Origin of the sequence: Mycobacterium sp. SMC-21, assembly GCF_045310825.1 — a bacterium.
Classification (GTDB): domain Bacteria; phylum Actinomycetota; class Actinomycetes; order Mycobacteriales; family Mycobacteriaceae; genus Mycobacterium.
In genome coordinates this window covers 100,828-114,246 of the sequence record NZ_JBJIAO010000001.1, presented here as the reverse complement: position 1 = coordinate 114,246, position 13,419 = coordinate 100,828, and the positions used below count along the sequence as shown (strand labels likewise).

General features: G+C 66.8%; 13 protein-coding genes. 5 read left to right on the top strand and 8 right to left on the bottom strand.

Features of this window, described 5'->3' with window-relative positions; genetic code table 11:
- Positions 1-37 precede the first annotated feature (37 nt).
- On the top strand, positions 38-241 hold the full coding sequence (locus tag ACJH6H_RS00550; RefSeq protein ID WP_043402873.1) for a cold-shock protein: 204 nt from the start codon (positions 38-40) through the stop codon (positions 239-241).
- Between the two features lie 160 nt (positions 242-401).
- On the opposite strand, the gene ACJH6H_RS00545 is transcribed toward ACJH6H_RS00550, so the two are convergent.
- The gene (locus ACJH6H_RS00545; RefSeq protein WP_135355629.1) at positions 402-1,091 is read right to left on the bottom strand and encodes a GAP family protein; all 690 of its coding nucleotides are present in this window, start codon (positions 1,089-1,091) and stop codon (positions 402-404) included.
- Between the two features lie 216 nt (positions 1,092-1,307).
- On the opposite strand from ACJH6H_RS00545, the gene ACJH6H_RS00540 reads away from it, so the two are divergent.
- Positions 1,308-1,454, top strand: a complete 147-nt coding sequence (locus ACJH6H_RS00540) for a hypothetical protein (RefSeq protein ID WP_165605559.1) — start codon at positions 1,308-1,310, stop codon at positions 1,452-1,454.
- Between the two features lie 10 nt (positions 1,455-1,464).
- Here the strand turns inward: ACJH6H_RS00540 and ligD are convergent, their stop codons facing one another.
- Both ligD and ACJH6H_RS00530 read right to left on the bottom strand, forming a co-directional pair.
- Positions 1,465-2,490 (bottom strand): non-homologous end-joining DNA ligase, encoded by a 1,026-nt coding sequence (gene ligD, locus ACJH6H_RS00535; protein ID WP_064859843.1) that lies wholly within the window; start codon positions 2,488-2,490, stop codon positions 1,465-1,467.
- Positions 2,490-3,542 carry an ATP-dependent DNA ligase gene (locus ACJH6H_RS00530; protein WP_406774127.1) on the bottom strand — a complete coding sequence of 351 codons (1,053 nt, stop codon included), beginning with the start codon at positions 3,540-3,542 and terminating at the stop codon, positions 2,490-2,492. The genes ligD and ACJH6H_RS00530 overlap by 1 nt, the downstream gene beginning before the upstream one ends.
- 58 nt (positions 3,543-3,600) lie before the next feature.
- On the opposite strand from ACJH6H_RS00530, the gene gluQRS reads away from it, so the two are divergent.
- The gene (gene gluQRS / locus ACJH6H_RS00525) at positions 3,601-4,488 is read left to right on the top strand and encodes a tRNA glutamyl-Q(34) synthetase GluQRS (protein ID WP_346415868.1); all 888 of its coding nucleotides are present in this window, start codon (positions 3,601-3,603) and stop codon (positions 4,486-4,488) included.
- A 56-nt stretch (positions 4,489-4,544) separates the two neighbouring features.
- On the opposite strand, the gene ACJH6H_RS00520 is transcribed toward gluQRS, so the two are convergent.
- From ACJH6H_RS00520 to tgt, 3 genes are read right to left on the bottom strand one after another with little or no spacing between them, the layout of a single operon-like run.
- Entirely contained in the window at positions 4,545-5,384 is an 840-nt protein-coding gene (locus ACJH6H_RS00520; RefSeq protein WP_212807408.1) for an SDR family NAD(P)-dependent oxidoreductase, read from the bottom strand.
- A gap of 23 nt (positions 5,385-5,407) precedes the next feature.
- Positions 5,408-6,637 (bottom strand): cytochrome P450, encoded by a 1,230-nt coding sequence (locus ACJH6H_RS00515; RefSeq protein ID WP_212807409.1) that lies wholly within the window; start codon positions 6,635-6,637, stop codon positions 5,408-5,410.
- Between the two features lie 42 nt (positions 6,638-6,679).
- Positions 6,680-7,906: a tRNA guanosine(34) transglycosylase Tgt gene (tgt, locus tag ACJH6H_RS00510; RefSeq protein WP_212807410.1), complete on the bottom strand. Its 1,227-nt coding sequence runs from the start codon at positions 7,904-7,906 to the stop codon at positions 6,680-6,682.
- Positions 7,907-8,086: 180 nt separating this feature from the next.
- Between tgt and ACJH6H_RS00505 the strand changes: the two genes are divergently transcribed.
- Positions 8,087-8,578 carry a lipoprotein LpqH gene (locus ACJH6H_RS00505; RefSeq protein WP_212807411.1) on the top strand — a complete coding sequence of 164 codons (492 nt, stop codon included), beginning with the start codon at positions 8,087-8,089 and terminating at the stop codon, positions 8,576-8,578.
- Between the two features lie 142 nt (positions 8,579-8,720).
- Complete coding sequence (locus tag ACJH6H_RS00500; protein ID WP_406774016.1) at positions 8,721-10,274, top strand: PE-PPE domain-containing protein; 1,554 nt, start codon at positions 8,721-8,723, stop codon at positions 10,272-10,274.
- A 7-nt stretch (positions 10,275-10,281) separates the two neighbouring features.
- On the opposite strand, the gene ACJH6H_RS00495 is transcribed toward ACJH6H_RS00500, so the two are convergent.
- Positions 10,282-13,038, bottom strand: a complete 2,757-nt coding sequence (locus ACJH6H_RS00495; RefSeq protein ID WP_346415874.1) for a LuxR C-terminal-related transcriptional regulator — start codon at positions 13,036-13,038, stop codon at positions 10,282-10,284.
- A 54-nt stretch (positions 13,039-13,092) separates the two neighbouring features.
- Positions 13,093-13,374, bottom strand: coding sequence for a hypothetical protein (locus ACJH6H_RS00490; protein ID WP_212807413.1), 282 nt, complete (start codon positions 13,372-13,374; stop codon positions 13,093-13,095).
- Between the last annotated feature and the right edge of the window lie 45 nt (positions 13,375-13,419).

Here is a 13,419-nt window from a genome sequence, read left to right as displayed (position 1 = left end):
TTCCTAACGTCCTGCTCTACATGAGAGAAGTTGGTATATGCCACAGGGAACTGTGAAATGGTTCAACAGTGAGAAGGGCTTCGGCTTCATCACTCCCGACGACGGCTCCAAGGATCTGTTCGTCCATTACTCGGAGATCAAGAGCAACGGTTTCCGCACCCTCGACGAGGGCCAGCGGGTCGAGTTCGAGGTCGGTCAGGGCAGCAAGGGCCCGGCTGCGACCGGAGTCACCGCGGTCTAACTGAGCCCGAAAGCTCAGTCGGCTGGTGCGGACCGCTTCGCACCAGCCACAATTCTTTTCACACTGTCGCGCGGATGCGCAGGTCTGTGACCTGGGCATCCGCGCGACGGCGTCTCTACCGGAGTTTTCCGGTCAGGAACAGCTGTCGCCCCGGGCTGCCCTAGAGCCACCCGAGCGCACGTGCGCCGTTGTGCAGCACCATCGCGCCGATGACGACCATCACCACCGCCATCAGTGCGGCGTTGTTCTTCTCCATCCAATCTTTGAGCCGCCGCATCGTGTCGTCGAGCCGGGCGCCGGCGATGGCATAGGCCACCGTCGGGATCGCCACTGTCGACGCGGCGACGATCACGAAGAAGGCCGCGGCCAGCCAGTCACCCTCGAGGCCGAGCCCCGCGGTGCCGATCGCCAATCCGGCTGGCACACAGATCAATACGACGTCAGGGCGCACCGCGACCAGCGCCCCACCCATCGCCGCCGCGCGGGCCGGGGTGAGGGTCGCGATCTTCTTCATCCAGCCCGGCGAATCGGTGCTGTCGTGCCGGGTGAACCAGCGATAGATACCGAAGACGATGAGCGCGGCGCCCAGCACCACCCGCAGCCACGACGCCCACTCGGGCGGCGACTTGTGGCCGTGGTGCGCGCCACCGAGCAGGTGTGAGGCCTGGACGCAGACGGCCGTCACCACTGCCAGGCCGACGGCCCAGCCGGCGAGGAAAGCCAGTCCCGTCGGCCGGGGTCGCGGCGCCTGCAGGACCAACACCGCCGGGATGACGGTGATGGGCGACAGCGCCACCACCAGTCCGAGCGGAACGAGCCCGGTCAACACGGTGCCCCAACTTCCAGTCATGGGCAGCAATCTACCCAGTGGATCGGCCCGGAGCCGCCGCGATCGTCAATATGCGCCAATGTACGATCTCAGCGAACTTGTTCGGCGATTTCTGGCTACCAAACGGTGCCTACCGGTAGGTTGCCAGTAACTAGGCGATATTCATACTGAGGAGGTGGCATCGTGCGAAACCAGCAAAATATTTCACCTGGCGTCAGCGACTCATCAGGACACCAGGTGAATACCCGTTCGTGGCATGGAAAGCCCCTCCGGTACCTCGCCGCGCTGGCACTGCTGGTCTCGGCAACGGCGCTCGGCTGCGGCACCGATGATCTCCAGGCACTGCCCAGCCCGCAGGGCGCGGCGCACACGTGTTCCCCGTGATCACGCGGTCCTAGGAGTCCTTGAGGTCCCGGTCCTTGCTCGGCTGCACCCGCTTGGGTTCGCCAGGCATCTTGGGATAGTTCGGCGGATACGGCAGATCACCCAGTCCCCGGTCCTCGTCGGCCTGCATCATGTCGAGCAACGGCTCCAGGGAATGCGCCACGTCGTCGATATCGGCCCACGGATCATCGCGCTGCGCAAGCAGTTTCGGCACGGTGGCCATGGTGTAGTCGTCGGGGTCGGCATCGGCGAGCTCCGCCCACGACAGTGGCGTCGACACCGTCGCGATCGGTGTCTTGCGCACCGAGTACGCCGAGGCGAAGGTCCGGTCCCGGGCATTCTGGTTGTAGTCGATGAACAGCCGCTCGCCGCGCTCTTCCTTCCACCACGACGTCGTCACCGCATCGGGCGCGCGCCGCTCCACTTCGCGGGCCAGCGCGATGCCGGCCCGCCGCACGGCGATGAAGTCCCACTCCGGCTTGATCCGGACGAAGACGTGGACGCCGCGGCCGCCCGACGTCTTCGGATAACCGGTCAGGCCGAGTTCGTCGAGGATCGGTTTGAGCACCCCGGTCGCGATCTCCCGGGCTTCTTTGAACCCGGTCCCCGGCTGCGGATCGAGGTCGATGCGCAGCTCGTCGGGGTGTTCGACGTCCGGACAGCGCACCTGCCACGGGTGCAGCGTGATGGTGCCCATCTGCGCGGCCCAGATGATGGCCGACGGATGCGTGACCTTGAGCGCATCGGCGGTGCGGCCCGAGGGGAAGGTCACCGTGCAGGTCTTCAGATAGTCAGGATGCTTCACCGGCACCCGCTTCTGGTAGATCTCCTCACCTTCGATGCCGTCCGGGAAGCGTTGCAGATGAGTGGGCCGGTCCCGCAGCAGTGCCACCATCCGGTCGGCGACCGCCAGGTAGTAGTCGACCATGGTGCGCTTGGTGCCCTTGCTCCCGAGCTGCGGGAAGTACACCTTGTCCGGGTTGGTGAACCGGACGCCGACGCCGTCGACGTCGAGTTCTTCTGCGGTGCTTGCCATCACGAGTTCTCCAGGACGTCATAGAGGTCATAGTTGAGCGGCACGTCGAGCTGGTCGAAGGTACAGCTCTCCGGATCCCGGTCCGGGCGCCAGCGCCGGAACTTCACCGTGTGCCGGAACCGTCTGCCATGCACGCTGTTTCCCTCCATCTGGTCGTATGCCACCTCGCATACCCGCTCCGGACGAATCGGAATCCAGGTCTTGTCGGCGGCCGAATTCCAGCGGCTCGGTTCACCGTCTTGCGCGTCACCGGTGCGCAGCGGCTCGAGTTCCGCCAGCAGCGCGATGCGGTCCTTGACGGTGAAAGACGCTGCGCCACCGACCATATGGAGATCGCCACCGTCGGTGTAGAGCCCGAGCAGGATGGAACCGATGCCCTCACCACTCTTGTGGATGCGATAGCCGATGGCCACGCAATCGGCGTCGCGGGCGTGCTTGACCTTGATCATCTCCCGCTTGCCCGGCAGGTAGGCGCCGTCGAGACGCTTGGCGATCACGCCGTCCAGTCCCGCGCCCTCGAACGTCGTCAGCCAGTGCGCGCCCAGTTCGGGATCCTCGGTGGTCCGCGTGACGTGACACCACTGCTTCTCACTCACCAGGTCCTGCAAGGCGGTGCGGCGGACGCGGAACGGCTCGGCCAGCAGACTGCGGTCGCCGTCGGCCAGTGCGTCGAAGCCGATGAAGTGCGCCGGCGTCTGTTCCGCGAGCATCCGCACCCGGCTGGCCGCGGGATGGATGCGCTGGCTCAGCGATTCCCAATCGAGCCGGATGCGGCCGTTGATCTCACGCGGCACCACCACCTCGCCGTCGAGCACACAGCGCGGCGCGATCTCGTCCCGCAGCGCCGCAAGCAACTCCGGGAAGTACCTTCCCAGCTCTTTTCCGTTGCGCGACTGGAGCACCACTTCGTCGCCGTCGCGGAACACCAGGGCGCGGAACCCGTCCCATTTCGGCTCGTAGGACCACAGCCCGGCCTCGTCCGGCACCTTCACGGCGGCCTTGGCCAGCATCGGGTCTATCGGTGGCTGCACGGGTAAGTCCACACTCTCCATACTCACGTAGACCGGCGCGGGTGGGCAATCTCATCGCGCGGCGCGTTAGATTGCGGTCGTGTCCCAATCCCCCGCCGGCCGGTTCGCGCCGAGCCCGTCTGCCGATCTGCACATCGGCAACGTGCGGACCGCGGTGCTGGCGTGGTTGTTCGCGCGGTCGACGGGCCGGCGGTTCCTCGTCCGAGTCGAGGATCTGGACGACCGCACCTTCCCCGATGTGGCGCAGCGGCAATTGGACGACCTGGCGGCCGTCGGACTGACGTGGGACGAGCCGCCCGAATACCAGGCCACCCATGAGGGCCGGTATCTCGCCGTCGTCGATGACCTCACCGCGCGCGGCCTGACGTTCGAATGTTTCTGCAGCAGAAAGGACATCCTGCAGGCGCCGCGCGCTCCGCATGCGCCCGAAGGCGCGTACCCGGGCACCTGCCGCAACCTCAGCGACGACGAGCGTGCCCAGCGCCGCGCGGCCGGACGACCGCCGGCCATCCGATTACGTTCGGACACACACGAATACACCGTCACCGACCTGCTGCACGGCACCTACACCGGCGTCGTCGACGACTTCGTGCTGCGCCGCGGCGACAACGTCCCGGCCTACAACCTGGCCGTCGTGGTGGACGACGCCGCCCAGGGCATCGACCAGGTGGTCCGCGGCGACGACCTGCTGCCGTCATCGCCGCGACAGGCGTATCTGGCTGCACTGCTGGGCTATTCGCAGCCCGTCTACGCGCACGTTCCGTTGGTTCTCAACGCCGAGGGCAAGCGGCTGGCCAAACGCGATGGCGCGGTGACGGTTTCGGAGATCGGCACGGAGGCGGCGTTGGCACAGATCGCGACGTCGCTGGGCTACACCGCAACGACGCTCGACGGCATGCTGGCGCAGTTCGACCCGGCCAGGCTGCCACGCGAGCCGTGGATCTTCACGGCTACCCGCCGAGAATGAGCTTGTGTGCCAATATCGAAGCGGATGTGACACATGAGCTCAGTTTCGGCCCGGGCCTACACCCGCCGCGGCACTCCGAAGACCTGGGCCAGCAAGAACCCGCGTACCGATGCCGGGATGTTCGTCATGAGCGCGGCCTGCAACTTGGGTCCCAGCCCGACGATGTACCGCGGCCTGGGCCGCCGGGCGGTGAGCGCTTCCTCCACCACCGCAACGACTTTCGCCGGGTCGACGGCCATCTTCTGCGACAGCGGCACCGTCTTCTTGAAGCCGGCGATATGCCGGCTGTACAGCGCGTGATGCGCGGGCGAGACTCCCGACTCCAGTTCGGCGACCATGTCGTCGGCCTTGCGCCACATGTCCGTATCGGTCTGAGCGGGCTCCACGACCACGACCGGAACACCCCACGGCCGCATCTCGATGCGCAGCGCTTCGGCACCGGCCTCCAGTGCGAACTTGGACGCCGCGTAGGCACCCACCATCGGTGTCGACAGCTGGCCGTTGACGCTGGAGATGAACACCACGCGGCCTCGGGACTCCCGCAACTTGGGCAGCACCGCCGCCGTCACGGCGAACTGACCGACCACGTTGACGTCCAACTGCTTCCGCCAGTCCGCGGGGGTCAGCGTCTCGACGGGACCGGCGACCACGATGCCGGCGTTGTTCACCACGGCGTCCAGCCGGTCCGGCAACGCCGCCGACAGCGCCGCGACATCCTCGTCGGAGGTGACATCGAGGATCACCGCCGAAATCCGTTGCGGTGCCAGCGCCACGACCGCGGCGGCGTCGGCCTTGGTGCGGACTCCGGCGATGACATCCCACCCGGTGGCGGCGAGGTGCTGGGTGATGGCCAGCCCGATACCGCGGCCGGCACCGGTGACGAGAACTGAAGGCATGTTCGCGAGGGTAATGGCCGGGATCAGACGGTGACCGGCAGGGTCGCCAGGCCCCGCAGCGTCAGGTTGGGCTTGTAAACCGATTCACCCGCCAACTGCGCGTCGGGGAATCGTGCCGCCAGCGCCGACAGCGCCACAGACGCCTCCAACCGGGCCAGCGGCGCGCCGAGACAGAAGTGCGGGCCCTTGCCGAAGGCCAGGTGCTTGATCACGCCGCGGTCCGGGTCGAATTCGCCGGGCCGGTCGTACATGCGCGGATCCCGTTGTGCGGCAGCCAGAAGCAGCATCATGATGTCGCCCTTGGGCACCGCCACGCCACCGATCTCGATGTCCTCGACGGCGACGCGGCTGGTCAGTTGCACCGGCGGATCGAACCTCAACGTCTCCTCGACGATCGTGGACGCTCGCGACGGATCGGCTGCCAGCGCCGCCCAGTGCCGCGGGTTGCGCAGCATCGCCAGCGCGGCGTTGGCGATCAGGTTCACTGTCGTCTCGTGCCCCGCGATCAGCAGCAGATTGCAGGTCGCCACGATCTCTTCGGAAGTGAGTTGGTCGCCGTCCTCCTCAGCGGCGATCAGCGCGGAGATCAGGTCCTCCCCCGGCGAGCTGCGCCGCTCCTCGATGAGCTCCCGCAGATACCCGCGCAGCCACAGACCGGCCTCCATGAGGTCCGTGTTGTCCTCCGCCGGCTCGTCACCCGCTGCCACGAAGGGGTCCAGCCCACCTGCCAGCAGCGCCGACGCCCGGCTGAACAGCGGCTCGTCCGCCATCGGCACACCGAGCAGCCGGCAGATCACCGCCACCGGCAGCGGATAGGCCAGGTCGGCCACCACATCCATCGTGCCCGTCACGCCGTCGAGCAGCCCGTCGACCATGGTCACGATGTCGGCCTCGAGGGCCTTGATCACCTTGGGCGCGAACGCCTTCTGCGCCAACCCGCGCAGCCGGGTGTGATCCGGCGGATCGAGGAACAGGAAGCCCGGCTCACCGAACGGGCGGGCCGGCCGCTGCCCTGCGGCGATCTGCTTCTGCGTCACCGTCGACTTCAACCGGTCGTTGGCCGATGCCGGGTGCCGCAGCACCTCGTCACACTCGGCGAAACCGGGAAACACGACCAGGTTCGCGTCGGGCAGCGCCAGCGGCCCGGCCTCGAGGAATCGTTCGTACAGCGGGTACGGGTCAGCCCGGTTGCCCGGATCCATCAACCCGAGAAGCAGCGTTTGCGGGTCGATCACTCCAGGTGCACCAGTCATACCGCCAATTGTGCACAGCCCGGGATCGTCGCAGGTGGCCAGCTATCGGGACCCGTAATAGCGCCCCAGCACGTGGTCCCGCAGCTCGTCGAACTCACCGGCGATGATCGCAGCGCGGATCTGGTCGACGAGCCGGATGATGAAGCGCTCGTTGTGGATGGTGCCCAGCGTGGACGCCAGAATCTCCTTGGCCTTGAACAGATGATGCAGATACGCCCGGGTGTAGTTGGCGCACGTGTAGCAATCGCATTCGGCGTCAATGGGATTGAAGTCGCGCTTGAACCGGGCGTTGGTGATGTTGAAGCGACCGGTCGCCGAGTACATCGCGGCGTTGCGGGCGACCCGCGACGGCGACACACAGTCGAAGGTGTCGGCGCCGGCTTCGATGGCGGCGAACAGATCATCGGGCTCACTGATGCCGAGCAGATGCCGTGGTTTGTCGGCGGGCAGTTCGTCGGTGACCCAGCCGACGATGGTCGCCAGGTTCTGTTTCTCGAGGGCGCCACCGATGCCGTAGCCGTCGAAGCCGTGCCCGTCCTCGTCGACGATGCCGACGAGCCCCTTGGTGGCCTGCCGGCGCAGGTCCTCGTACTGCGCGCCCTGCACCACCCCGAACAGCGCCTGCGCCGGCTTGCCCGCGCGTTCGATGCTGAGGCGGCGGTGTTCGGCCAGGCACCGCACCGCCCACCGGTGGGTCCGTTCCACCGAACGTTCTTGATAGGCACGGGTGTTCACCAGGGTCGTCAACTCGTCGAAGGCGAAGATGATGTCGGCGCCCAGCTGATGCTGAATGCCGATCGACACCTCGGGCGTGAACCGATGCTTGTCACCGTTGAGGTGCGAGCGGAACGTCACCCCGTCCTCGTCGACGTGGGCCAGCCGCTCTTTTCCCTCGGCGATGATGTCGTCGGCCTGCAACCGGGCCGTGTCCATGGCCAGTACCTTCTTGAAGCCCACCCCGAGCGACATCACCTGAAAGCCGCCGCTGTCGGTGAACGTCGGCCCGGGCCAGTTCATGAAAGCACCGAGCCCGCCCGCCTCGTCCACCACATCAGGCCCCGGCTGCAGGTACAGGTGGTAGGCATTGGACAGAAGCGCCTGCGCCCCAAGTGATTTCATGGTCTCCGGCAGAACGCCCTTGACCGTCGCCGCGGTACCGACGGCGATGAACGCCGGGGTCTGGATGTCACCGTGCGGCGTGTGGATCACCCCGGCCCGGCCACGCCGTTCCGGCAGCTGCGCGGTGACTTCGAAGAACTGCTGACTCACCGGTGTATTCAATCAATTCCCCGACCCGACACCCGAATGCCGGCTAACTACGCGGAAACAAACAGGTCAGGACGGTTACAGGGATTTTCTGTGAATTTGGTGAAAGGCCCGTTGGCGAACCCCATAATGCACTGGATGACCCGCCGTCCGGACGGTTCGCACTAATTAGGAGCACAAGTTATGAAGCGTGGTTTGGTTGTCGCGGTCGCTGGTGCCGCGGTTCTGGCCGCCGGCCTGACCGGCTGTTCCAAGGACGACAAGAAGTCGTCCGGCTCGTCGGCCACCGCGTCGGCCTCGGCGTCGTCGGCTGCGGGTAACTCCACCGCAGGCTCCGGCACCGCAAAGGTCAGCATCGACGGCAAGGCCCAGGACGTTCAGGGCCAGATCGGCTGCACCACGGCGGCCGGCAACGTGGTCATCGCCATCGGCAACGCCTCGGGCGGCCTGGGCGTCACCCTGACCGACGCCGACCCGCCCGTCGTCAAGACCGTCGGCCTGGGCGCGGTCAACGGCGTGACGCTGGGCTACACCGACGGTGTCCCCGGCGGCGAGGCCAAGGCCACCAAGGACGGCAAGACCTACAAGGTCAGCGGCACCGCCACCGGCGTCGACATGGCCAACCCGATGGAGCCCACCAAGAAGCCCTTCGAGATCGAGGTGACCTGCCCCTAGCAGGTACTCACGACAGACACGGGTGGTGTTCCGGATTGCCGGAACACCACCCGTTCTGCGTTGCAGGAGAAGTTGCAAATTCCCGCCTAAAGGCCTGGTCGCGGGAGTACCGTCCGGTTCACGCCTAGCCGGGGGAACGCCGATGTCAGTGCAGAAGTGGCCAACCAGAAGTCCCGCCGTCCGCGGTGTGCCGCGCGTATTCCTGTTGCTGGCGCTGTGCTGTGCACTGCTCGTGAGTCCGGCCACCAACATCACGTCGAGCTTCGTCGTCGGCCTGATGAACACCGTGATCGGCATCGGTGGCCGGGGCGATCCGACGTCGGCCAACATCCCGGCCAAGCTCAACCACACCGTCGTGCCGCCCGGCTACGCCTACCTGCCCATCAACTACCCGGCGTCGATCCAGCTGTCGCCGAGCACGACGGTCTCCGGGCCGAAGGTGTACGACGCCATCACGTCCCGGCCTGGCGAGCAGCTGATCGTCGCCGGCTATTCGGAAGGCAGTCTGGGCGCCGAGTGGGCCAAACGTCGGCTGCTGGCCAATGGCACCGGCCCCGCGCCATCGCAATTGTCGTTCGTGATGATCGGCTCGCCGTTCGCCGGCAACGGCGGCATCTTCGAGCGGTTCCCCGGCATGAATGTGCCCTTCATCGTCAACAATCAGGGCCCGTCCGCACCGTCGCCCTACGACACCACGTTCTATACGCGTGAGTACGACCCGTACGCCGACTTCCCGGCCTATTTCAATCCACTCTCGTTGGCCAACAGCCTGCTCGGCGTGATGTACGCACACCCCGATGCGTACTACGACTCGTACATCCCCGGCACCACGCCCGCCATCATCACCGTCGTGCCCGACAACGGCGCCGGCGGCACGGACACCTACGTGTTCATCAGGACTCCCGATCTGCCGCTGCTGGTGCCGCTGCGCATCGGCGCCGGAGCCATCGGATTGACACCGTTGGTCAAACCGCTGCTGGACGCTGTCGAGCCGCTGCTGCGGGTGCTGGTCGACATGGGCTACACCGACCGCGACAACCTGAATCCGGCCAAGAAGACACCGTTCTCGTTGTTCACGCCGCTGTCGAAGATCGTCGAGACGCTGAACGCGATACCCGGTGCCCTGCAGGAAGGCGCCAACAACTTCGTCGACGACATCCGGGCCGAACTGCACCTGCCGCCCCTGGCGGCGACACCAGCGGTCACTCCCCCGGTGACCACTCTGGATGTCTCCGCCAAGAAGACCGCGACTCTGGCGCCCGTGGCGGCGACGGTCGAGGACAAGCCCGCGGCGGGCACGAAGGTCGACGACACCGACACCAAGACCGACGTGAAGACCGACCCGAAGACCGACGTCAAGGCGGACCCGAAGGCCGACGCCAAGAGCCAGCCGGCGCAATCGCCCGCCGCGACGCCGGCCACCGACACCGATCAGAAGTCGGCCGACGCCACCGAGCCAGAGACGAAATCGACCAAGCCCCAAGCAGATCCGGACACGCCACCGGCCAAGTCGACGAAGCCGAAGACCGATCCCGACGCACCGCCGGTGAAGGTCACCAAGCCGAAGAAAAAGAAGAACGCGCCCACCGCGGACGCCGACACCCCGAAAGATGCCCCGAAGACCGGGCCGAAGACGGGTGCCACGGCCGCAGCGAAGGACACCCCCAAGACCGAGCCCAGCCCAGCCGCGGCCTGAGCCGCCGTCAGGACGTCGGTTCGGGCCGCGTGATGCGCCAACCGAGTTCGGCCCGCGACCGGATCCCCAACTTCCGGTAAATCCGGGACAAGTGCACCTCCACCGTCTTGGCACTGACGAACAACTTCGCCGCCACCTCACGATTACTCATCCCCGACGCCACCAACTCGGCAATCCGACGCTCCGAAGCCGTCAGCACCGCACCCCGATCAGACCGCTCATCGATCCGACCCAACGCACGCCGCGCCTGCTCCGCCCACAACGGCGTACCCAACCCCTCGAACGCCGCCAACGCCTCCTGCAACGTCACCACCGCCACCGCCCGCCGACGCTGACGACGCTGCAACTGCCCCAACACCAACACCGTGCGCGCCCGCTCAAACGGCATCGACAACCCGTCATGCTCGACCAACGCACACTCAGCGACCGCAACCGCCTCATCCACACGGCCCAGCGCACCCAACACCAGAGCCCGGCACCGCCCACCGACCGCCAACATCCACCCACGGCCCAACCGCCGGCCATTGGCCTCCAAAGCCACCACCAACGACTCGGCCTCAGCCAATCGACCCAACCCCACCAACGCCTCCACCGCATCAGGCACCCACTCGGCGACGTAAATCTCCGTCGCCTCGGGCCGCTGCGCGAAGGTCGACAACAACGGCTCGAGCGCGGCCAGCGCGGCGTCGTAGTTGCCCAGCGAGAGGTCCAGGAAGCCGAGGGCCATGATCGCCCATCCGGTCAAGATGAAGCACTCGGACAGGGGCACGGTGGCAAGGACGTCGCGGACCGCGTCACGCGCGGTGTCCTCCCTCCCCGCATACGCGGCGCACCGCGCGCGCATGACCAGGGCCGCGGTGTGGTGGAAGCCGCCGAGATGCACGGCGCGTTCCATGGCGTCGTCTGCCAGCAGCGTGGCGGCGGCAAGGTCCCCGCGCCAGATCTCGTTGTGGACGGCGTTGATCGCGACAAAGTTCTGGTCGGTCTCCACTCCGCCGTCGATGCACTGCTGCCTGATGGCGCGGAACTCGGCGCGTGCCGCATCGAGTTTCCCGGTGCACGACCACAAGGTGGCCCTGTGCATGCGGGGCAGGAAGAATGCCGACGTGGCCGCGTCTCCGTCGTCCAAATCGATTGCCCGCTGCAGACTTTCCTCGTCGACGCCCTCGCCCAGCCAGAATCGCACCAAGGTCCGCATGCTCAGCGCCTGACTCAGCAACCCGGGCTGCCCGAGCCGGGTTGCACAATCGGTGGCTTCGTCGATTCGGCGTGCCGCGAGCGCGTGCTGGTCGATGTTGTAGAGCGCAAACGACATCGGCACCAAGATCTGCACCCGCGCCGCCAGATCGGCTGCGGCCTCATCGAGAGCACACTCGAGCAGTCGAGCTGCCCCGCTGTGACTTCGATCAACGATCTCGATGGCGCCGAGCAAGCTGAATGCTTGCGCCCGAACCGGTCCCGGGACAGCTTCTCCCACCGTCCGATTGAGCAGCGCTCGGGCGCGGTCGGCGTCGCCGGCGTTGTAGTGGTGGCTCGCCTGGCGGATCCGGCGCTCGGGGGTGTCGCCGCCGAGTCCGGCTGCCAGATCGAGCAATTCGGCCGCGGCGGCCGGGGCACCCCGGATGAGCGCTCTCTCCGCGGCGATGTCCAGGGCCTCCAGCGTGTGCGGATCGCCCCGCGTGACCGAGAGCGCGAGATGACGGGCGTGCAGCTCCGGATCGTCGATGGCCGCAGCCAGCCGGCGATGCGTCGCACGCCGTTGCGCCGGGGTCGCGGCAGCATAGACCCCGGCCGCCAACAGTGGGTGCGTGAAGCGAATTCGCTGCCCCTCGATCCCGACGATCCCATTGGCCTCGGCGTCCTCCAACAGCGCCACGACGCCGTCCGCCGGCAAATCCGTCACGCGGGCAACAAGTTCCACCGACGGGGTGGCAGCACACGCCACCACCAACAACGCCTCGCGCGCGTCAGCGCCGACGCTGCCGATCCTGTCCTGGACCAACTCGGCGAGCGAGCCCGGCCATGACATCTCGCCTGTCGACGTCGGAGTACCGATCGTGCGGGCCAGTTCGAGCGCATAGAACGGGTTGCCACCGGAAATCTCGTGAATCCGGACCATGGTGGGCCGGGGCAGACTCAGCCCCAGCCGCTCGGCGAGCAGACCGTGCAATTTCCCAAGGCTCAAGGGCGACAACTGGATCCGGGTGATCGCGTCCGCTCTCGGCAGCTGCAGCCACGACACCGGGGCACCGCGTAGAGGTTCGGTGCGGACCGTACCGACCACGGCGACCCGGCCCACCAGTCGCCGCGCGGCGAAAGCCACCACCTGCCGGCTCGAGGTGTCCAGCCATTGCAGATCGTCGATCGCGATGATCACCGGCGACTCATCAGCCAGCCGCTCGATCACCGACAGGAAGCCGGCCGCCACCGCCCGCGGATCCGTCGCCTCATCATCGTCACCCGCCCCGCGCAACAACACCCGGTCCATCGCGATCCGCTGCGGGGCAGGCAAATCCGTCAACACTGCGGTCTCGACGGCGCCCAACAGATCGGCAAGCGCGGCGTAGGCCAACACCGACTCGGCCGCAGCCGTACGCGCTGACAACACCCGGACGCCCGAGGTGCGTGCCTGATCGATCACCGACAACCACAGCGTCGTCTTCCCGATGCCGGCCTCACCCTCCAGAAGCAAGGCGGCGGGCCACCGTGACGAGGCCAGGAACTCGCCGATCACTCGCGGCTCGTCCAGGCGATTTCCCAGCACACCGCGATTATGCGCTGTGAAATTCCTTGGGGATACCCCTACGGAAACTATGCGTCAGCCCGGAAACTCGATGTCTTTCGCCACACTGAGACGCTGCGCGGGAAACCCGGCCCGGTCACATGTCCGGGTGACGATGTCGGCGGAGTCGGCCACGAAAATCCCGAAAGCCACCTCGTCGTTGGGCACCGAAATCACGGTTGCGACGCGTACCGATGCCTCGGTGGTGGACAGCGACAGGGCTGCCGCAGCAAGCGTCGCGGCCGCTTCAGCAAGCATCGGCCCGATGAAACTCGGGTGGTACCACTCGACGAGGTAGCACGGCTCCACCGGAAGCATGAACGCAACGTATGACATGGACCGCGCGAGCGATATAAGGGTTCT

Bases quoted from the DNA above. Each gene is read 5' to 3' on its own strand.
- ACJH6H_RS00550 (WP_043402873.1), top strand. From the start codon at position 38: ATGCCACAGGGAACTGTGAAATGGTTCAACAGTGAGAAGGGCTTCGGC.
- ACJH6H_RS00545 (WP_135355629.1), bottom strand. From the start codon at position 1,091: ATGACTGGAAGTTGGGGCACCGTGTTGACCGGGCTCGTTCCGCTCGGA.
- ligD (WP_064859843.1), bottom strand. From the start codon at position 2,490: ATGGCAAGCACCGCAGAAGAACTCGACGTCGACGGCGTCGGCGTCCGG.
- ACJH6H_RS00530 (WP_406774127.1), bottom strand. From the start codon at position 3,542: ATGGAGAGTGTGGACTTACCCGTGCAGCCACCGATAGACCCGATGCTG.
- ACJH6H_RS00520 (WP_212807408.1), bottom strand. From the start codon at position 5,384: ATGCCTTCAGTTCTCGTCACCGGTGCCGGCCGCGGTATCGGGCTGGCC.
- ACJH6H_RS00515 (WP_212807409.1), bottom strand. From the start codon at position 6,637: ATGACTGGTGCACCTGGAGTGATCGACCCGCAAACGCTGCTTCTCGGG.
- ACJH6H_RS00505 (WP_212807411.1), top strand. From the start codon at position 8,087: ATGAAGCGTGGTTTGGTTGTCGCGGTCGCTGGTGCCGCGGTTCTGGCC.
- ACJH6H_RS00500 (WP_406774016.1), top strand. From the start codon at position 8,721: ATGTCAGTGCAGAAGTGGCCAACCAGAAGTCCCGCCGTCCGCGGTGTG.
- ACJH6H_RS00490 (WP_212807413.1), bottom strand. From the start codon at position 13,374: ATGCTTCCGGTGGAGCCGTGCTACCTCGTCGAGTGGTACCACCCGAGT.